Origin of the sequence: Amycolatopsis pittospori (assembly GCF_013870525.1) — a bacterium.
Taxonomy (GTDB): domain Bacteria; phylum Actinomycetota; class Actinomycetes; order Mycobacteriales; family Pseudonocardiaceae; genus Amycolatopsis; species Amycolatopsis pittospori.
In genome coordinates this window covers 64,131-83,726 of sequence record NZ_JACBXD010000024.1, presented here as the reverse complement: position 1 = coordinate 83,726, position 19,596 = coordinate 64,131, and the positions used below count along the sequence as shown (strand labels likewise).

General features: G+C 68.9%; 18 protein-coding genes. 6 read left to right on the top strand and 12 right to left on the bottom strand.

What is annotated here, in order from left to right; genetic code table 11:
* Positions 1 to 12: 12 nt before the first annotated feature.
* Positions 13 to 1,278 carry an amidohydrolase gene (locus H5J31_RS16145; RefSeq protein WP_181773393.1) on the bottom strand — a complete coding sequence of 422 codons (1,266 nt, stop codon included), beginning with the start codon at positions 1,276 to 1,278 and terminating at the stop codon, positions 13 to 15.
* A gap of 27 nt (positions 1,279 to 1,305) precedes the next feature.
* On the opposite strand from H5J31_RS16145, the gene H5J31_RS16140 reads away from it, so the two are divergent.
* The 4 genes from H5J31_RS16140 (at position 1,306) to H5J31_RS16125 (ending at position 6,559) form a co-directional block, all read left to right on the top strand.
* Positions 1,306 to 2,802 carry a DUF7782 domain-containing protein gene (locus tag H5J31_RS16140; RefSeq protein ID WP_181773392.1) on the top strand — a complete coding sequence of 499 codons (1,497 nt, stop codon included), beginning with the start codon at positions 1,306 to 1,308 and terminating at the stop codon, positions 2,800 to 2,802.
* Entirely contained in the window at positions 2,802 to 3,227 is a 426-nt protein-coding gene (dtd, locus tag H5J31_RS16135; protein WP_181773391.1) for a D-aminoacyl-tRNA deacylase, read from the top strand. Before H5J31_RS16140 ends, dtd begins: the two co-directional genes overlap by 1 nt.
* 246 nt (positions 3,228 to 3,473) lie before the next feature.
* Positions 3,474 to 4,505 (top strand): sigma-70 family RNA polymerase sigma factor, encoded by a 1,032-nt coding sequence (locus H5J31_RS16130; protein ID WP_207898117.1) that lies wholly within the window; start codon positions 3,474 to 3,476, stop codon positions 4,503 to 4,505.
* A gap of 383 nt (positions 4,506 to 4,888) precedes the next feature.
* Positions 4,889 to 6,559 (top strand): fumarate hydratase, encoded by a 1,671-nt coding sequence (locus H5J31_RS16125; protein WP_181773390.1) that lies wholly within the window; start codon positions 4,889 to 4,891, stop codon positions 6,557 to 6,559.
* A gap of 87 nt (positions 6,560 to 6,646) precedes the next feature.
* Here H5J31_RS16125 and H5J31_RS16120 read toward each other — a convergent pair whose 3' ends face one another.
* The 9 genes from H5J31_RS16120 to H5J31_RS16080 form a co-directional block, all read right to left on the bottom strand.
* Positions 6,647 to 7,177 carry a hypothetical protein gene (locus H5J31_RS16120; protein WP_181773389.1) on the bottom strand — a complete coding sequence of 177 codons (531 nt, stop codon included), beginning with the start codon at positions 7,175 to 7,177 and terminating at the stop codon, positions 6,647 to 6,649.
* Between the two features lie 43 nt (positions 7,178 to 7,220).
* A complete protein-coding gene (locus H5J31_RS16115) occupies positions 7,221 to 7,706 on the bottom strand; it encodes a hypothetical protein (RefSeq protein WP_181773388.1) in 486 nt (161 codons plus the stop codon).
* Positions 7,707 to 7,757: 51 nt separating this feature from the next.
* Complete coding sequence (locus tag H5J31_RS16110; protein WP_181773387.1) at positions 7,758 to 8,555, bottom strand: ABC transporter permease; 798 nt, start codon at positions 8,553 to 8,555, stop codon at positions 7,758 to 7,760.
* Positions 8,533 to 9,387 carry a 2-aminoethylphosphonate ABC transporter permease subunit gene (locus H5J31_RS16105; protein ID WP_181773386.1) on the bottom strand — a complete coding sequence of 285 codons (855 nt, stop codon included), beginning with the start codon at positions 9,385 to 9,387 and terminating at the stop codon, positions 8,533 to 8,535. Before H5J31_RS16105 ends, H5J31_RS16110 begins: the two co-directional genes overlap by 23 nt.
* Positions 9,384 to 10,445: an ABC transporter ATP-binding protein gene (locus tag H5J31_RS16100; protein WP_181773385.1), complete on the bottom strand. Its 1,062-nt coding sequence runs from the start codon at positions 10,443 to 10,445 to the stop codon at positions 9,384 to 9,386. The genes H5J31_RS16105 and H5J31_RS16100 overlap by 4 nt, the downstream gene beginning before the upstream one ends.
* Complete coding sequence (locus H5J31_RS16095; protein ID WP_181773384.1) at positions 10,442 to 11,461, bottom strand: 2-aminoethylphosphonate ABC transporter substrate-binding protein; 1,020 nt, start codon at positions 11,459 to 11,461, stop codon at positions 10,442 to 10,444. The genes H5J31_RS16100 and H5J31_RS16095 overlap by 4 nt, the downstream gene beginning before the upstream one ends.
* Before the next feature lie 390 nt (positions 11,462 to 11,851).
* The gene (locus tag H5J31_RS16090; protein WP_181773383.1) at positions 11,852 to 12,526 is read right to left on the bottom strand and encodes a phosphonatase-like hydrolase; all 675 of its coding nucleotides are present in this window, start codon (positions 12,524 to 12,526) and stop codon (positions 11,852 to 11,854) included.
* Positions 12,520 to 13,632: a TIGR03364 family FAD-dependent oxidoreductase gene (locus tag H5J31_RS16085; RefSeq protein ID WP_181773382.1), complete on the bottom strand. Its 1,113-nt coding sequence runs from the start codon at positions 13,630 to 13,632 to the stop codon at positions 12,520 to 12,522. The genes H5J31_RS16090 and H5J31_RS16085 overlap by 7 nt, the downstream gene beginning before the upstream one ends.
* A gap of 172 nt (positions 13,633 to 13,804) precedes the next feature.
* Positions 13,805 to 14,581, bottom strand: coding sequence for a GntR family transcriptional regulator (locus tag H5J31_RS16080; RefSeq protein WP_181773381.1), 777 nt, complete (start codon positions 14,579 to 14,581; stop codon positions 13,805 to 13,807).
* A gap of 445 nt (positions 14,582 to 15,026) precedes the next feature.
* Here H5J31_RS16080 and H5J31_RS16075 point away from each other — a divergent pair, with 445 nt between their 5' ends.
* Positions 15,027 to 15,833, top strand: a complete 807-nt coding sequence (locus H5J31_RS16075; protein ID WP_181773380.1) for a S1 family peptidase — start codon at positions 15,027 to 15,029, stop codon at positions 15,831 to 15,833.
* 165 nt (positions 15,834 to 15,998) lie between these two features.
* Here the strand turns inward: H5J31_RS16075 and H5J31_RS16070 are convergent, their stop codons facing one another.
* Both H5J31_RS16070 and H5J31_RS16065 read right to left on the bottom strand, forming a co-directional pair.
* Positions 15,999 to 17,105: an NAD(P)H-dependent flavin oxidoreductase gene (locus H5J31_RS16070; RefSeq protein WP_181773379.1), complete on the bottom strand. Its 1,107-nt coding sequence runs from the start codon at positions 17,103 to 17,105 to the stop codon at positions 15,999 to 16,001.
* Between the two features lie 11 nt (positions 17,106 to 17,116).
* Positions 17,117 to 18,733 carry an acyl-CoA synthetase gene (locus tag H5J31_RS16065; RefSeq protein WP_181773378.1) on the bottom strand — a complete coding sequence of 539 codons (1,617 nt, stop codon included), beginning with the start codon at positions 18,731 to 18,733 and terminating at the stop codon, positions 17,117 to 17,119.
* A gap of 61 nt (positions 18,734 to 18,794) precedes the next feature.
* Here H5J31_RS16065 and H5J31_RS16060 point away from each other — a divergent pair, with 61 nt between their 5' ends.
* Positions 18,795 to 19,583, top strand: a complete 789-nt coding sequence (locus H5J31_RS16060) for a crotonase/enoyl-CoA hydratase family protein (protein WP_181773377.1) — start codon at positions 18,795 to 18,797, stop codon at positions 19,581 to 19,583.
* Positions 19,584 to 19,596: the final 13 nt, after the last annotated feature.

The following is a 19,596-nucleotide window of genomic DNA, read 5'->3' as shown; positions in this document are numbered from 1 at the left end:
CACTCGCCGGGCTCAACGGACACCCGGGTGGGTCAGCCGGTGCCAAGCCGCGACCACGAGCGTTTCGACACCGGCCGAAAGGGTCGGATGCGGGATCGGCGCGAACAGCGGTGAGTGGTTCGACGGGATGTCCTGTTCGAACCGCCCGGCGGTCATCGCGGCGATGACCTTCCCTTCGTCCAGCCCGCCGACCAGCCAGAACACCGACGGCACCCCGGCGGCGCGGCCGAATTCGCTGAAGTCCTCGCTGCCGGTGACCAGCGGCGCGGGCATGACGCGGCCCTCGCCGAAGTGCTCGCGGAAGGCGGCGGTGAGTTCTTCGGTGACCGTGTCGTCGTTCTCGGTCACCGGGAAAGCGCCGATGCGCTCGATCTCCGGCGGCTTCGGCGCGCCCGCGGTGGCCGCCTCGCCGTGCACGATCCGCTCGACCGCCGCGACGACCTTCTCCCGCACCGCCTGGTCGAACGACCGGATGTTGACCTCGAGCACGGCGTGGTCGGCGATGATGTTGTGCGCGGTGCCGACGTGCAGCGATCCGACGGTCACCACCGCCGACTCGGTCGCGGAGATCTCCCGCGAGACGATCGTCTGCAGTTTGAGCACCACGGACGCGGCGAGCACCGCGGGATCCACGGTCGTCTCCGGGCGCGAACCGTGCCCGCCCCGGCCGTGCAGGGTGACGCGGAGCGCGTCGGTGGCCGCCATGATCACACCGGGCCTGGTCAGCACCCAGCCCGCCGGACCGGGTACGACATGCTGGCCGAGGACGACGTCGGGTTTGCCGGCGGGCTCGAAGACCCCGTCGCGAACCATCCCGACAGCGCCGTCCCCGGCCTCCTCCCCCGGCTGGAAGACGACCATGAGCGTGCCGGACCAGTGCTTGCGCCCGGCGGCCATCAGCGCGGCGGCGCCGGAGAGCCAGGTGGCGTGCATGTCGTGGCCGCAGGCGTGCATCACCGGGACGTCGCGGCCGTCGGCGTCGATCCCGCGCGCCGTGCTCGCGTACGGCAGTCCGGTCTTCTCCTCGACCGGCAGCGCGTCGATGTCGGCGCGCAGCATCACCTTCGGGCCGGGGCCGTTGCGCAGCACGCCCAGGACACCGGTGCGGCCGATGCCGGTGTGCACCTCGTAACCGTCGGCCTCCAGGCGCCGGGCCAGTTCGGCGGCGGTGCGGGTTTCGGCGAACGACAGCTCCGGGTGACGGTGGAGGTCGGTGTACAGGTCTTCCAATCCGGGCAGCGCCGCCTGCAGCGGTGCCAGGACACTTTCGAGGCTCACCACGTCATCCTGGCAGTATTACCCACTGTGAGTAGACGAGCGGCCCTCCCCGAACTGTCCGACGACGTCTGCGCGAGGCTGCGGGACGCGTTCCGCCGGACCGGCTACGACGCCGACGGCGTGGTCGACGCCCTCGGCGCCGCCCAGAACGCGCTCGGCCGGGGCGAGCCCGAACCCGCCTACCGCGCCACCCGCGACGCCGGGGAACTCGGCACGCTGATCCGGCTGTTCCTCCTGGGCTCGACCGAGCCGGAGAAGGACGTCGAGGCAGCCTTCTCGCCCCTTTCGCTGGACGATGCCGTCGCCTCGACGCTGCTCGTACCCGAGACCGACGGCTACCGCGCCGGTCTCGACGTCCGCCCGCACGGCGACGACGCGGGCTCCTGGTGGGTCGTTTCGGACCTCGACGCCGAAGTCCTGGGCCGGACCGTGCCCGAGGACCACGTGCTCGGCGTCGGGCACGCGTCGCTCAGCCTGATCCGCGCGACCAGCCGCCGCGAGGTCGGCAGCCTGCTGGACCTCGGCACCGGCAACGGCGTCCAGGCCCTGCACGCCGCCCGCCACGCGAAGAAGGTCACCGCCACCGACCTCTCGGCCCGCGCTCTCGCCCTCGCCGCGGCCACGTTCCGGCTCAACGAACTGGACGTCGAACTCCTCCAGGGTGAATGGTTCGCCCCGGTCGCGCGGCGCCGCTTCGACCAGATCGTCTGCAATCCCCCGTTCGTGGTCGGCCCGCCGCGGGTGGACTACACCTACCGTGACTCCGGTCTCGCCGGTGACGACGCCAGCGCGCTCGTGGTGCGGCAACTGCCCGGGTTCCTCAACGACGGCGGCACCGGCCAGCTCCTGGCGTCCTGGCTGCACGTCGAGGGCGAGGACTGGGGCGACCGGGTGACCCGCTGGCTGCCCGCCGAGACCGACGCGTGGTTCGTCCAGCGGGACATCGCCGATCCGAGCCTGTACGTCGGTACATGGCTGCGCGACGCGGGGATCGATCCCCGCTCGCCCGAAGGTCGCGCGAAATCCGGCGCCTGGCTGGACTGGTTCGCCGAAAACGACGTCCAGGGCATCGGTTTCGGCTTCGTCACCCTGCGGCGGGCCTCGGGTCGGACACCGACGATCGTGTGCGAGGACCTGCGCCAGGCCTACGACGACCCGCTCGGCGCCGAGGCGGCCACCTGGCTGGATCGGGTGGAGTGGCTGCGCGCCAACGGTGATTCGCTCCTGGATGTCCGTTTCCAGGTCCCGGAGAGCGTCCTGCTGGAGACCGTCGCCGAACCGGGCGACGAGGGCTGGGCCACGACCGTCCAGCGGCTGCACCGCACCGACGGCCCCGGCTGGTCGCACGAAGTCGACGAACTCGCGACGCGGCTGCTCGCCGGCTGCCGGGGTGCGCTGCCCCTGGAGGACCTGATCATCCTTTTGGCGGCCGCCCAGGGTCTCGAACCGGAGGAGCTGGCCGCCGCCGCGCTGCCCGTCGTCCGCGAACTGGTCCGCCACGGCATGCTCCTTCCGGCTTCCTGATGCGAGCGGTGGTGGCGAGGGTCACGGAAGCGAGCGTGACCGTCGACGACGAGGTGACCGGCGCCATCGGCGAACCGGGTTTGCTGGTACTGCTGGGAATTCACGTCGACGACGATGTGACGAAGGCGACCACGATGGCACGCAAACTGCACGAAGCTCGCATACTTCGTGACGAAGAGTCCTGTGCCACCACCGGTGCTCCCCTACTTGTCGTAAGCCAGTTCACTCTTTACGGCGATACCCGCAAAGGCCGCCGTCCCTCGTGGACCGCGGCCGCCAGGCCAGAAACGGCCGAGCCGCTCGTGACAGCCGTCGTCGAGGCCCTGCGCGAACGCGGCGCACGGGTCGAAACCGGGCGATTCGGGGCGATGATGGCGGTCCGGAGCGTGAACGACGGTCCGTTCACCCTCCTCATAGAGGTCTAGACCACAGTTCTTCTCCCGAGGGCGGGCATTCTCAGGAAAAGCTCAGGGTTGGTGGAGCAACGCCCCAGGTCAGCCACCCGTCTCCTGTACAGCGGCCGGGAACGTTTTCGGACCTCCCGGCGTTGAGCCCAGTGTCCAGCCAAGCTGGGACGGCAAGGAGTAGCGGGTTTTCCACAGGGCCTGCTACGCCGAGCCGGATCCGGTGGACACATCGCAGCACGTTCAGCCCGTGACCGGGGAGGCAGAATGTCAGTCCAGACTCTCGAACGCGAAGCGCGCGGGATTCGCGAGCGCCGTATCCCGGCGCAATCCACCCAGGAGCCGGCGAGCGCGGGGGCGCTCACCGACGCCGACCTCGACGCCCAGAGCCCGGCCGCGGACCTCGTTCGCGTTTACCTCAACGGGATCGGCAAGACGGCACTGCTGTCGGCCGCCGACGAGGTCGAGCTGGCCAAGCGCATCGAAGCGGGTGTGTTCGCCCAGCACATGAAGGACACCGCCGAGAACCTGACGCCGAAGCGTCGTTCGGAGCTGGCCGCGCTGGTGCGCGACGGCCACGTCGCGAAGAACCACCTGCTGGAGGCCAACCTCCGCCTCGTGGTCTCGCTGGCGAAGCGCTACACCGGCCGGGGGATGCCGCTGCTCGACCTGATCCAGGAGGGGAACCTGGGTCTGATCCGCGCGGTGGAGAAGTTCGACTACTCCAAGGGGTTCAAGTTCTCGACGTACGCCACCTGGTGGATCCGCCAGGCCATCACCAGGGGGATGGCCGACCAGGGACGCACCATCCGGCTGCCGGTCCACCTGGTGGAACAGGTGAACAAGCTGGCCCGCATCAAGCGTGACCTGCACCAGCAGCTCGGCCGTGATGCCACGCACGAGGAACTGGCCGCCGAATCGGGCATCCCGGCGCACAAGATCTCCGACCTGCTCGACCACTCGCGTGACCCGGTGAGCCTGGACATGCCGGTCGGCACCGAGGAGGACGCCCCGCTCGGTGACTTCATCGAGGACTCCGAGGCGACCGACGCCGAGAGCGCCGTGATCTCCGGTCTGCTCCAGGACGACCTGCGCCGCGTGCTCGCGACGCTGGATGACCGGGAGTCCCAGGTGATCCGTCTCCGCTACGGCCTCGACGACGGCCAGCCGCGCACGCTCGACCAGATCGGCAAGCACTTCGGGCTCTCCCGTGAGCGCGTTCGGCAGATCGAGCGAGAGGTCATGTCGAAGCTTCGCCAGGGTGAGCGGGCCGACCGCCTGCGCGCCTACGCTTCGTAGTCCTCATTGCGCCTTTCGGCGCGGTAAAAGCGACACCCGTTCGGCAGCGTTGACTTATGACCTAGGTCACGAGACCGTCGTGCAGGTAAATAAGTCTTCGCGGTCGGGTGTTCGCGCCCGGATCGCTTTCCCCGGGAGGTCGGGTCCGTCGGGGTGGGCCCGGCCTCCCGAACTGCGTTATTCGGGGTGCGACCCCGAACCCGCCCGGGGTGAACCCCGAACCCCCGCATTGTGGTCACCATTTCTTTGCATGGTGCTTTTCGCAAGTAACGGGCCGTTCCTGTCACGCGCGGCAGCGCCGCCCTCGCCCACGTGGCGCCGGTCACACGGGCCTCGCCTTGTACCGTGGGCGGGTTCCCGATGCCGGCAAAGGAGCCTGCGCAGTGGCGCCCACCACGTTCCAGCACACTGAAGTCCTTCCGCTCGCGAAGGACACCCACACCGAGTACAGGCTGCTCAGCACCGAAGGTGTCGAGGTCGTCGAAGCCGCGGGCCGGAAGTTCCTCAAGGTCGAGCCCGAGGCGCTGACCAAGCTCGCCAAGACCGCGATCACCGACATCCAGCACCTGCTGCGCTCGTCGCATCTGGCGCAGCTGCGCGCGATCGTCGACGACCCGGAGGCCAGCGGCAACGACCGCTTCGTCGCGATGGACCTGCTGCGCAACGCGGCGATCTCCGCCGGCGGTGTCCTCCCGATGTGCCAGGACACCGGCACCGCGATCGTGATCGGCAAACGCGGCGAAGGCGTACTCACCGGAGCCGACGACGAACGCGCGCTGTCACGCGGCATTTTCGACGCCTATCAGGAGTTGAATCTGCGCTATTCGCAGATGGCGCCGGTGAATTTCTGGGATGAGCGCAATACGGGTACCAACTTGCCCGCGCAGATCGAGCTCTATCACAAGGACAACACAGCTGGGCAGTCCGAAGTTCCCAGCTATGAATTCCTGTTCATGGCCAAGGGCGGCGGCAGCGCGAACAAGACGTTCCTCTATCAGGAAACGAAAGCGGTCCTGAACCCGAAGCGGCTCGCGAAGTTCCTCGACGAGAAGCTGCGCAGCCTCGGCACCGCCGCCTGCCCGCCGTACCACCTCGCGATCGTCGTCGGCGGCACGTCGGCGGAGTTCAACCTGAAGGTCGCGAAGCTGGCTTCGGCCCGCTACCTCGACGACCTCCCGACCGAGGGTTCCGAACTGGGCCACGGTTTCCGCGACGTCGACCTCGAGCAGCAGGTGCTGGAGATGACGCGCCAGTTCGGTATCGGCGCGCAGTTCGGCGGCAAGTACTTCTGCCACGACGTCCGCGTGATCCGCTTGCCGCGCCACGGCGCCTCCTGCCCGGTCGGCGTCGCCGTCTCGTGCTCGGCCGACCGGCAGGCGAAGGCGAAGATCACCGCCGACGGTGTCTTCCTGGAGCAGCTGGAGCGCGACCCGGCGCAGTTCCTGCCGGACGTCACCGAGGACGACCTGTCCGACGAGGTGGTGACCGTCGACCTCAACCGGCCGATGGCCGAGATCCGTGCCCAGCTCTCGCAGCTGCCGGTGAAGACCCGCCTGTCCCTGACCGGCCCGCTCGTCGTCGCCCGCGACATCGCTCACGCGAAGATCGCCGAGCGGCTCGACGCGGGCGAAGAGATGCCTCAGTACCTTCGCGACCACCCGGTGTACTACGCGGGTCCGGCGAAGACGCCCGAGGGCTACGCGTCAGGCTCCTTCGGTCCGACGACGGCCGGCCGCATGGACTCCTACGTCGAGCAGTTCCAGGCCGCGGGTGGCTCACTGGTGATGCTGGCGAAGGGCAACAGGTCCAAGAAGGTGACCGCGGCGTGCAACGAGCACGGCGGCTTCTACCTCGGCTCGATCGGCGGCCCGGCCGCGCGGCTCGCGCAGGACTGCATCAAGAAGGTCGACGTGCTCGAGTACGCCGAACTGGGGATGGAAGCGGTCTGGAAGATCGAGGTCGAGGACTTCCCCGCGTTCATCGTCATCGACGACAAGGGCAACGACTTCTTCGAGGCCACCTCGGAACCGGTGCTGCAGATCAGCTTCCGCTGACGACTCCACAGCCTGCCGGATGCTATGAACGGCCCGTTACTGGCAAATTTTGCCAGTAACGGGCCGTTCATAGCATTCTCTGGAGCGTTACCGCATCTGCTTCAGGACCACGGTCCGCTCGCCCAGCGGGCCCGCCAGGGCCACCGAGATCACCGGGTGCCGGATGTCCATGGTGCACATCTGGCCGGTCTGGCCCTTCAGTTCGGTCAGGTTGACGGTGACCCGGTCGCCGTCCTGCTGCGCGGCCTCCGCGGTCGCGTGCCCGCAGCCGCCTTCCTGGCCGCGGATGTTCAGGATCGTCCCGCCGTTGCTCGTGTACACCTCACGCGGGTAGTCCGCGGGGAGCGCCGTCGCGTCGAGCTGCTTGTCCGGCAGCTTCGTGCTGCCTTCCGGGACCTCCTGGCGTGGCGCGCCGGGCACGCCCGGCTGGCTGCCCGGCTGGTTCCCCGGCGCGGGCGCCGGCGACGAAGACGGCGGTGCGGACGGCGACTGCGGGGCGGTACTGAGGGTGCCGCTCGCGGGTCCGGCCGCGGGTTCCGCTGCCTGGTTCTGCGCCCCGCAAGCGGATACCGCAACGACGATCAGGCCAAGGCCGATGACATTCGTTAAGTACCTCATGCGGCTAGGACGGAACGGGGCCGCTGTGGGGTTGCACATGATCTCAACCTGCTTCCAGGACGACGGTCCGCGGCCCGATCGGCTCGGCCAGCGGCACCGGCAGGACGGCGTAGCGGATGACCTGCGGGCACATCTGCCCCGGCTTGCCGTGGTCGATCTTCACCTTGATCACGACCCGCTGCGCGTTCTGCTCGGCGAGGTTCGCCGCGGCCTCGTCGCAGCCGCTCAGTTCGACGTGCACCTTGACCAGCGCGCCTTCCTCGGCGCTGACCTGCCCGCTGGGTACCTTGGCGACGTCGACCTGCGACGGCGGCAGCATCTTGTCCGACGGCGGCGGGCCCACGGTCGGCCGCGACATCGGTGGTTTCGCCACCGGCGGGCTGGCCGGTAGCGAGGTGGGCAGATCGGACGGTGTGGTGACGACCGGTGGGGTGCTCGTGTTCGCCGGTGCTCCCGGGCCGCCCGCGCCGCAGGCGGCCGTCGCGGCGAGCACGAGCCCCGCGCCCAGCGTCTTCGCTGCGTTCTTCATGGCGGCAAGACGGAACGAAGCGGACGAACGGTTGCATCACCGCTGTGTCGTTCAACGCTGGGAAGCACGTCCGCGTGCCAGTCCGAGGATCACCACTCCGGCCAGGGTGACGGCCAGCAGCAGTACGGTGCTCGCCGACGCGAGGAACACCTGTCCCCGGTCCGTGAGCGCGAAGATGCTCGCGGGCAGCGTGCGCCAGTCCGGCGGGTACAGCATCATCGTCGCGCCCAGTTCGCCCATGGACATCGCCAGCGCGAGGCTCGCCGACGCCGAGATCGACGGCAGCAGCACCGGGAGCCGCACGCGCAGCAGCACCCGGACCGGGCCCGCGCCGAGGCTCGCCGCCGCCTGCGCCAGCAGCGGGTCCATCCGGGCGATCGCCGCGGAGACGGTGCTGTAGGAGAACGGCAGCAGGATCATCACGTGCCCGAGCAACACGATCCAGCGCGTCCCGTTGAAGGCCAGCGGCGGACGGCTGAACGCCACCAGCAACGCGAGCCCCAGCACCACCGACGGCACCGCGATCGGCAGGTGGAACAGGGTGTCGACGATCTTCCGCAGCCTGGCCGGAGCCGACCGCGCGGCGAGCGCGGCCCAAGTCCCGAGCAGCACCGAGACCAGGGACGCGATGACGCCGGTCTGGATGCTCACCGAAAGACTCGCGAACGTCTCCCCGGACAGCGCCTGCGCGAAATGCGATCCGGTGAGCGCCCCGGGCAGCAGGCCCGTCCAGGTCCCGGCGACGGACGCCAGCACGATCATCAGCAGCGGCGCCAGCACGATCGCGACGAACAGCACCGCGAACACCGCCCACAGCAGGATCCGGCTACGCCTCGTCCACAGAAGCACGGCCGCCTCCCTTCGTCAGTCGCCGGTAGGTTCCGTACAGGGCAAGGGAGAACACGATGTTGACCACCGCGATGACGCACGCCTGCGGGAAGTCGAAGGTGACGATCCCCTTGCCGTAGACCAGCATCGGCAGGGTCGTGACGTCCTTGGCGCCGAGGAACAGCACGATGCCGAACTCGTTCATCGCCAGCAGCATGGTCAGGCAGGCGCCGGAAGCCAATGATGGCAGGGCTTCCGGCAGGATCACCTGACGCAGGACGCGTCCGGGTTTCGCGCCGAGACTGGCCGCGACCTCCATCTGCGCCGACGAGACCTGACCGAACGCGGCGAGCGCCGGCCGCATCACGAACGGCGTGTAGAAGGTGATCTCCGCCAGGAGGATCCCGAACGGCGAGTACAGGAATCCGCCCGCGCCCAGGATGCCCGCACTGCCGTAGATGAAGGTGAACGCGAGCGCGATCAGGAACGACGGGAACGCGAGCACGGTGTCCACCAGCCGCGAGATCGTCCGCGCGCCCGGGAACGGCACGAACGCGATCACCAGGGCGAGGAACGTCCCCAGCACCACACAGCCCGCGGTAGCGCCGAGCGCGAGCGCGACGGTCTTCCAGGCGGCGTCCCGGAATTCCGCCGAGCCCAGGACGTCCAGCCACACCGAGAGGCCGAACTCGCCGGTCTTCGATTCCAGGGACTGCAGGACGACCAGCACGAGCGGGTAGCCGAAGAACCCGAGCAGGATGAGGACCGGCGGCAGCAGGAGCCAGCCGTGGCCGGGCCGTTTCTCCTGACGCCGCGCCGGTGTCGTCGCGGCGGCCAGCGCGAGGCCGGTCATCCGACACCCACCAGCGGGCACCCGTCCGGAATGGACACTCCGACCTTCTCCCCCACACTCGGAAGACCTTCGACGTCGGGCACTTCGGCCCGCACCTCGTCGCCGTTGTGCGCCAGTTCCAGGTCGAGCCGGAAACCCGTACCGCGCCATTGGACGCCACGCAGGACGGCGGGCAGCGCGCCCGGGGCGTCCACCGCGGTGATGCCGATCCGGTGGGGCCGGACGCCGAGCGCGACCGGCTGCCCCGCCCGGATCATGCCGGACGGGTCGGCCGCCAGCTCGCGGTCGCCGAGCCGGACGCGAGTGCCGTCCGGCTGGATGAGCTCCACCGCGATGAGGTTGGACGCGCCGAGGAAGCTCGCGGTGAACTCCGTCGCCGGCCGCTGGTACAGCTCGCGGCTCGGGCCGAGTTCGACCAGCTTCGAGTCGCGCATGACGGCGATCCGGTCGGCCAGCGCCAGCGCCTCACCCTGGTCGTGGGTGACGTAGATCAGCGTGGTGTCGGGCAGTTCGGCGCGCAGCCGCAGGAGTTCCGCGACCATGTCCTCGCGCAGGGCGGCGTCCAAAGCGGACAGTGGTTCGTCCAGCAGCAGCACGCGCGGCCGGATGGCCAGCGCCCTGGCGAGCGCGACCCGCTGCTGCTGACCGCCCGAAAGCTCGCGCGGGTACCGCCGGGCGTACTTGCCCATCCCGACCAGTTCCAGCGCCTCGGCGACCCGGCTCGCCGTCTCGGCGCGAGGCGTCTTGCGCGCCTTGAGTCCGAAGGCGACATTGGCCTCTACGCGCATATGCGGGAACAGCGCGTAACTCTGGACGACGACGCCGAGCCCGCGCCGGTGCGGCGGCAGGTCGGTGACGTCCTCGCCGTCGAGCAGGACGCGGCCGGTGCTCGGCACGACGAACCCCGCGAGCGCCTTCAAGGCCGTCGACTTGCCGGAGCCGGACGGCCCGAGCATGGCCAGGGTCTCCCCCCTCGCCACGGTGAGATCCAGGGGCGAGAGTGCGGTCGTCTGTCCGAAGCGGACGGACACCCCGCGGAACTCGACCGCCGGGGTCATCGGCCCACGGCCTTCTTGTACGCGGCGAGGTCGGCGTCGAGCTTCGTGAGGACGGCGTCCCAGTCCGGCTGCCAGATCTCGACGCCGTCGAGGGCCGCCTTCACCTTGTCCGCCCGCGGCCCGGACGGCGTGACGTCGGTCCGCGACGGCGCGCCGAAGGCGTCGACGGCCTTGCCCTGGACCTCGGGCGAGAGCAGGAAGTCCAGGAACTTCTTGGCGTTCTCGGCGTGCGGCGCGTTGTTCACGAGACCGGCGTAGTACGGGAGCGCGAAGGTGGAGCGCTTGCCCTGCGCGTCGGCCGGGAAGAAGATCTCGAAGCCGCCGCTCTTCTCGATCGAGGCGAGGTTCATCTGGACGTCGCCGTTGGCCACCAGGATCTCGCCCTTGGCCACCTTCGGCTGCAGCTTGCCCGTCGACGACGACGGGCCGACGTTGTTGGCTTCCAGCTTCGCGAGGTATTCCAGCGCGCCCTGCTCGCCGAGGACGTGCTGGAGCTGCAGCAGCACGGCGGTGCCGTCGCCCGCCTCGCCCGGGGTCGAATACTGGAGCTTGCCCTTGAGCGCGGGCGCGAGCAGGTCGTCCCAGGTCTTCGAGGTGGCCTGCGGGTTGCGGATGAAGCTGAGGTAGTTGTTCATGATGGCGAAGTAGCGGCCCTGGCCGTCCTTCTGCCCGGCGGGGACCTGGTCGATGCCGGACGGTGCCGAGGTGGCGAGCAGGCCCTGCGACGCGGCCCGCTGGATGAACGGCGGGAGGGTGACCAGGATGTCGGCCTGGGTGTTGGCCTTCTCCTTCTCCACCCGCGAGGCGACCTCGCCGGAGCCCGCGGTCACCGCCTGGACGGTGATGCCGGTCTTGGCCTTGAACTCCTCGACGCGCTGGGCGTACCAGTCCTCCAGGCCGTCCACTGTGTACAGCGTGACGGTCTGGTCGCCGGACGCGCCGCCGGCGGTGCCGCCGCAGGCGGCCAGGGTGACCGTGAGCAGCCCGGCGAGGGCGGCGGCCGCGAGTTTCTTCATGTCGTCAAAGCTCCTTTTATTTTGAGGAGAAGGTCGAACGTGTCGTGTTCGTGGGTGAGGCCGGCGGTGCGGCGATGGCTCCCTTCGCCGCGTCTGATGCGACGGAGGACGCCTTCGGCCCTGGTCAGGCGCGAGTGGGTCGTGAGTGGCGTTTCGGGTTCTATTGAGAGGTAAGGCAAAGGTGGCATGGTCGGCGCCGGTCGTTGCGTCCGGCCGCGTGGCAGGTGTTGCGAAAGCCACTCTCGCAACGTTGAAGGTTGCGAAAGTGGCTTTCGCAACCTTGACGAGCGGGTAGCTGAGACACGAAACGTTTGCCTTACCCCTCAATAACCCCGAATCGCCACTCACGACCAGCTGTACCGACCACGCCACTTTCGCCTTACCCCCTCATTAGGACAGCAGGGCGGGGAGGTCGCGGACGGATTCGAGGACGTGCGTGGCACCGGCGGCTTCCAGTTCCGGCCTCTTCGCCGATCCTGTGAGCACGCCGGCGACGAGCGATGCGCCGGAGGAGAGGCCGGTCCGGACGTCCGAGGGGGTGTCGCCGGCGACGGCGATCCGGCGGACGTCGGTGATTTCGAGCCGCAGTGCCGCGGCGAGGACTAGGTCGGGGAACGGGCGTCCACGGACACCCTCACCCGGCGCCAGGACGGCGTCGGCGAGGCCGTGCCAACCCAGGGCGTCCAGGATCGCGTTCTGGGTGGTGGCCGCGAAACCGGTGGTGAGGGCGACCTTCACGCCTTGGGCGCGCAGCTCCTGGATCGTGTCCTCGGCGCCGGGGATGGGCTGACAGTGGCCGTCGGCGACGAGTTTCCCATAGGCGGTCTGGAATTCGGTGTTCGCACGCCGCGCGAGTTCCTCGTTCCCGTCGAGCAGGGCGCGGAAGACGACGATCTTGGACTGCCCCATGGTTTCGACGACGTAGTCGAGCATGCCCGGGAAGCGGCTGTCCTCTTCGGACACTCCGGCGGCGGCGATCGCCTCGGTGAAGGCGCGGATGACCAGGCCGTCGTCGGCGACGGTGGTCCCGGCCATGTCCAGGACGACGAGTTCGGTGTTCACCACGACAACTCCTCGGCGGTGTCTTCGGCGATGGCGGGCGAACAGGTCATGCCGCGACCGCCGGGCCCGGTGACGAGCCAGGCGTTGTCCGCGACGCGGGCCCGGTGGACGATCCGCGAGGTGTCGAGGGTCTGGGCGTAGACGCCCGCCCAGCGGCGGGTGACGCGCGGGAGCGCCCGGCCGAGCAGGGCGCCGGCGACCTCGGCCAGGTGGTCGTACGGGTCTTCGACGGTGTCGAAGGAGAACGGCTCGTCGTACTCGTGCGTGTCGCCGATGGTCAGCGAGCCGTCGAGGCGCTGGACCATGAGCAGCTGCATCGCGTTGGCCGCGGCGACCTCGCCCTGCGGCTGGCCCGCGTTGAGTCCGTCGAGCGCGTCACCGCGGTACGCCGGGTAATAGCGGAAACTGTCGGCGTCGGCGACCGTGGTGGTGAGGGTTTCGCCCAGCGGCTCGGTCTGCGCCATCTGCAGCCGCACGCGACGGATCGGCGGCGGTCCGGCGAGCTCCTTGACGAGCCCGCCCGTCCAGGCGCCGGTGCACAGCACCACGGCGTCGCCTTCGTGGGTCTCGCCGGCGTCGTCGACGACACCTCGGCCGGTCAGGTCGCGGATCTCGCGACCGGGCACCCAGGTGTAGCGGCCGGACTTCGCCAGTTCGGCGCGCAACGCGGGCTGGGCGACGCGCGGTTCGACGGCGGCGTCGCGGTCGCACCAGAGCGCGCCGAGGAAGTCTCCGCGCAGGGCCGGGTTCAGCTCGCGGGCTTCGGCGGCGTCGAGCAGCTTGAAGCCGCGGTCCTCCGTGCTCGCGGCCGCGGCGCGGGCGACGGCGAGTTCGGCCTCCGTGCGGACGACGGTGAGTGAGCCGTTCGGCCGGAAACCGATCCCAGGGACGCGTTCGCCGATGCGCTCCCACAGCAGCCGCGCCCGCAGCGCCGTCTCCAGTTCGGGGCCGGTGGCGCGGCCGCCGACCCAGACCAGGCCGAAGTTGCGCACGGACGCGCCCCTGGCCTCGGGTTCACGTTCGATCTGGACGACGTCGTGGCCGCGTTCGACGGCCTGCCAGGCGTGCTGGGTGCCGAGCACTCCGCCGCCGATGATGAGGATTCGCACACCGCAGACGCTCGCCTGCGCGCACCAACGCTCCGTGACACCGGGCCTAACCCCAGGTGAAGGAGGCCCGAATATTGGACCGGATGAGTTATCTTCTCGTTACATTCTACCGCAAGTCGGCACCTCTGGCGCGGGTTCCGGACGCGAGGAGGTGGCGACTTGCGCGAGGTGGTTACTCCACGCGGCCGAGGCGGGTCTCGAACGACAGGCGATCACCGCGGAAGAGCGAGCGGACCCGCTCGAACGGGACACCGTCGGTACCCCACGAGGTCCGGTGCATCAGCAGCATCGGCAAGGCCGGATTCGTCCCGATGAGCAGAGCTTCCCGGGGCGTGGCGAGTACGGTCTCGACCCGCTCCTCGGCGCCGTCGAAGACCACGCCGAGCCTTTCCCGCAAACACGCGTAGAGCGATTGTGTGGGATCGAACACATCCATCAGGGTCGGGAATCGCGCGGCGGTCAGATACGTCGATTCGAGCCCGACCCTCTCGTCATCCGCGAGCAGCACCCGCTCGATGTGGATGACGTCGTCGTCGGGATCGATCTCCAGTTCCGAAGCCAGTGACGGACCGGCCTCCCGGCGTTCCAAGGAGATCAGATTCCGGCCGGGCTGAATGCCCTGCCTCCTGAGTCCTTCTGTGTAACTCACCAAAGCGAGCGGCTGGACGAGTTTGGGGCCCGCGACATAGGTCCCGCTCCCCTGCCGCCTGCTCAGGCGGCCTTCGAGCACGAGTTCGCCGACGGCCTGGCGGACCGTCGCCCGAGAAACTTCGAATCGTTCGGAAAGTTCCCTTTCTGTGGGAAGAACCGCACCTTCCCCTAATTCCGAGATCACGTCGATCAACTCGACTTTGACCGCGTAATAGCGTGGAATGCGGCCGTGTTCGGGAATTCCGTCCCGGACCGGGCCGTCGGCGGGCGGATGGACTCTCGGTGAACGCGCTTTCACAATCGGAGATCCTATGCCGAATTCACCTGCGCTGTACTGCACCGAACGAAGTGTTCATGCCACGCTCACACTCGTGGACGAACGGGCTTCACTCGCCCGGCGGCCCGGCACCCGCGACGCCGTCTTCCTCGGGTTCCGCCCGACGATCACGGTGGGCGTTTTGTCGCATTCACCCCTCGCTCGCCGTCGCCCGTGTCGAGCCCGGCGCCCGGCGGCACGTTCAGCCTTCCGGCGGTTTCGGCACTCGCCGGTTCCGGAGTAGCGGCGTTAGGCGCTCCGGACTACGCCATTCGTCGGCGTCACGGAGCGAACGTCCGTTAATCACCATCATCATCCGAAAGATCCGAAGAAAGTTGGTTGTCCCGGTGTCCGTCCACCTGCTGTAGTCAGTTGGCCGCAGTCAGTCTCCCTGCCTCCACTGTGGACAGCCGGAAGGAATGAACCCTTGGACATCAAGCGTCGGTTCAGCCTGCTCAAAAAGACCCTGATCGCCGTCGCGGCGGCCGGAACCCTGGCGGGTCTCGCCACGGCTCCGCAAGCCGCAGCCGCTCAGCCGCCGTCCACCGACGTGGTCGGTGGAACCCGAGCCGCCCAGGGAGAATTCCCTTGGATGGTAAGGCTTTCGATGGGCTGCGGCGGTGCGCTCTACACCTCGCAGATCGTGCTGACCGCCGCGCACTGCGTGTCGCGGACCGGCGCCAACACGAGCATCACGGCCACCCTCGGCGTCGTGGACCTGCAGAGCGGCTCGGCCAAGAAGGTCAAGTCGACCTACGTGCACCGGTCGCCGACCTACCCCACCTCCACCGGTGGTGACTGGGCGCTGATCAAGCTCGCCAGCCCGGTCACCGGCATCGCGACGCTGCCGATCGCCACCACGACGGCCTACAACAGCGGCACGTTCACCGTCGCCGGCTGGGGTGCGGCGACCGAGGGCGGGGCGCAGCAGCGCTACCTGCTCAAGGCCAACGTCCCGTTCGTCTCCGACGCGACCTGCAAGGCCCAGGGCGGCAGCTACGCAGACCTGATCGACAGCGCCGAGATCTGCGCGGGCAACGTCAACTCCGGTGGCGTCGACACCTGCCAGGGTGACTCGGGCGGCCCGATGTTCCGCCGCGACAGCGCCGGCGCCTGGATCCAGGTCGGCATTGTCAGCTGGGGCGAAGGCTGCGCGCGGGCGCACGCCCCCGGCGTCTACGCCGAGGTGAGCACCTTCGCGACCGCGATCAAGAACGCGGCAGCCGGGCTGTAGCTTCATCTGCTTCATCTGCTTCAGGGCACGGCATGCACGGAACGTCCCCTTCACCACAACGGCGTGGTGGAGGGGACGTTCTTGCCTGGCACGGGATGCTATGAACGGCCCGTTACTTGCAAATTTTGCAAGTAACGGGCCGTTCATAGCACGCGGGAGGGCACTTCAGCGGGTCTTGTCCAAACGCGACAGTGTCTCTTCGTATCCCGAGACGAGCTCCGCGATCACCTCGGCGACCGGGCGCACCCGGTCCATCCGCCCGACGATCTGCCCGACCGGCATCGAGACGACGGTCGGATCCGCCGCGTGGTGGATCCGGTTGTGCGCGTGGGAAACCAGCAGATTCTGCAACGGCATCGGCAGCGGTTCGGGCGCGTCGGGGGAAGCCCACGCCTCGGTCCACCGCGTCTTGAGCAGCCGCGCCGGTTTGCCGGTGTAGATCCGGGTCCGGACGGTGTCGGACGAGCCGGCCGCGACCAGGGCCCGTTGCATGGCCTCGGATTCCCCCATGGTCTGGAGGTATTCCTCGGTGGCGAGCCAGAAGGAGCCCATCCAGACCCCGGAAGCGCCCAGTGCGAGCGCCGCCGCGACCTGGCGGCCCGAGCCGATCCCGCCCGCGGCGAGCACCGGAACACGGTCGCCGACGGCGTCGACCACTTCGGGCAGCAGGACCATCGACGCGATCTCGCCGGTGTGCCCGCCCGCCTCGTAGCCTTGTGCCACCACGAAATCGACGCCGTTGTCGACGTGCCGGACGGCGTGCTCCGCCTTGCCGGCCAGCGCCGCGACCGGTACGCCCTTCGCGTGACACTGTTCGATGACGTCCACCGGTGGTGATCCCAGCGCGTTGGCGATCAACCGGATGGGGTGTTTCAGCGCGACCTCGACATGCGACCGGGCGACCGAATGCAGCCAGCCCAGCACCCCGGCGCGTTCGTCGGTGTCGTCCGGCAGCGGCGGCACCGCGAGGTCACGCAGAGTCCGCTCCACGAAGTCCCGATGCTCCTGCGGGATGTGTTTCGCGAGATCGACCGACGTCCCTTCGGCGGGGATCTTGGCCGGCATCACGATGTCGACGCCGTACGGTTTGCCGCCGGTGTTCTCGTCCATCCAGGAGAGGACGGCGTCGAGTTCGGCGGCGTCGTTGAACCGTACGCAGCCCAGCACGCCCAGCCCACCCGCCCGGCTGATCGCCGCGGCGACGTGCTCGGAGGGGGTGAACCCGACGATCGGCAGGTCGATCCCGAGGCGGTCGCAGAGAGACGTCCGCATGTAGCTCCTTCTTACGCCGATGGAATGGTGGCGGGCTCGTGCTCGGCGGCATAGCGCTCCGCCCACGGATAGTCCGGTTTCCCGCTGGGCGACCGCCCGATCTCGTCGGTCAGCCACAGGGTGCGCGGCACCTTGTACCCGGCGATCTCGGTCCGCACGTGCGCTTCGAGGCCGGCGAAGTCGATCTCCTTCCCGGTCCTCGGCTGGATCACCGCCGCCACCCGCTGCCCGAGCCGGTCGTCGGGGATGCCGATGACGAGCGCGTCGAAGACGTCCGGATGCGACTTCAGGGCACCCTCGACTTCTTCCGGGTACACCTTTTCGCCGCCGGTGTTCACACACTGCGATCCCCGGCCGAGCAGGGTCACCGTGCCGTCTTCCTCGTAGCGCGCGTAGTCACCCGGAACGACGTACCGCTTGCCGTCGACCTCGACGAAGATCTTCTCGGTCTTGGCCGGGTCCTTGTAGTACCCGAGAGGGACGTGCCCGCGCCGCGCGATCAGCCCGATCGCACCCGGCTTCGGGTCGACGAGCCCGCCGTCGTCGTCCACCAGGATCGCGTCCTTGCCGAAGCTGACCCGGGGACCGGCGGAATGATCGCTGTCCTTGCTCACCATGCCGATGCCGGTGAACCCGCTTTCGGATGATCCGATCGCGTCGGTGATCACCACATGCGGGACCATCGCCAGGAATTCCTGCTTAACCGACTGGGAGAACAGGGCCGCGTGGCTCGATACCGCGACGAGCGACGACGCGTCGTAGTCGCCCTCGCGGAAAGCGTCGATCAGCGGCCGCGCCATCGCGTCGCCGACAATCGTGAGCACCTGGACCTTGTTGTCCTGCACGGCTTTCCAGATCTCGTGCGCGTCGAACCGTGGCACGAACACGACCGGGCTGCCGGTGAACAGCGCGCCGAACGCCGCCCATTGCGCGGCCCCGTGGATCAGCGGCGCGGCCGGAAGCCGGACCAGGCTGCCCGCCTTGCCCTGTTCGGCGAGCGTCCATTCGTCCGGGACGTACTCGCCGGTGACGAAGTTGATGCCACCGCCGAGCGCGCGCCAGATGTCCTCGTGACGCCACAGGACGCCCTTCGGATACCCGGTCGTTCCGCCGGTGTAGAGGATGTAGATGTCGTCGGCGCTTCGCTCTTCGAAGTCACGCTCGGGCGAGCCTTCGGCGAGCGCGGCTTCGTAGTCCACACCGCCGTAAGACGAGTAGTCGCCGTCGCTTCCGTCGTCGACAACGACAACGTGTTTCAGTTTCGGCGCCTCCGGCAGGACGGCGGCCACCTTGTCCGAATAACCGCGCTCGTGGACCAGCGCCACGAGGTCGGCGTTGTCGAACAGGTACCGCAGTTCGCCGTGGACGTAGCGGTAGTTGACGTTGACCGCGATCGCGCGCAGCTTGTACGCGGCGATCATCGATTCCAGTGCCTCGATCGAGTTCCGGGAATAGACACCGATGTGGGATCCGGGTCCCACGCCGTGTGCGGCGAGATGGTGCGCCAGCCGGTTGGCGCGCTCTTCCAGTTCGGCGAAGGTGACCCGCCGATCGCCGCAGACGACCGCGATGCGCTCCGGCACGGCGTCGACGGCGTGCTCGAGTAGATCCGCGATGTTGAGTGCCACTTCCTCAAAGTAGAACATGTTATCGTTCTGGGCAATGGTGGCGATTTCAAGGGAGACTCCGGTGAGCGAACCGCACGCCCTGGTCGAGAAGACCGGCCACACCCTCGTGGTCACGATGAACCGGCCCGAGGCGCGCAACGCGCTCAGCGGCGAGATGCTCGGGATCATGGTCGAGGCGTGGAACCGGGTCGACGAGGACGACGACGTCCGGTGCTGCGTCCTCACCGGCGCCGGCGGCGCGTTCTGCGCGGGCGCGGACCTGAAGTCGATGTCGAAGAACTCGCCCAGCGACTCGTTCGAGAAAGGCACGTTCGACCCCAGCCGGATCGAAGGGCTGCTCAAGGGACGACGGCTGACGAAGCCGTTGATCGCGGCCGTCGAAGGTCCGGCGATCGCGGGCGGGACCGAGATCCTGCAGGGCACAGACCTCCGGGTCGCGGGCGAAAGCGCGAGGTTCGGCGTCTCCGAGGCGCGATGGAGCCTGTTCCCGATGGGCGGCTCGGCCGTGCGGCTCCCCCGCCAGATCCCGTACACCGTGGCCGCCGATCTGCTCCTGACCGGACGGCACATCACCGCGGCCGAAGCCCGGGAAATCGGCCTCATCGGGCACGTCGTTCCCGACGGCAAGGCCCTGGACAAGGCGCTGGAGCTGGCCGGCAAGATCGCCGAAAACGGGCCGCTCGCGGTCCGCGCGATCCTCAAGACCATGCGCGACACCGAGGGCATGCACGAGGAAGAGGCCTTCAAGCTCGACGCCCAGTACGGCATCGAGGTCTTCGCGAGCGAAGACGCGAAGGAGGGCCCCCGCGCCTTCGCCGAGAAACGCAAGCCCGTCTTCCGGGGCCGCTGACCCCCGCAATTAG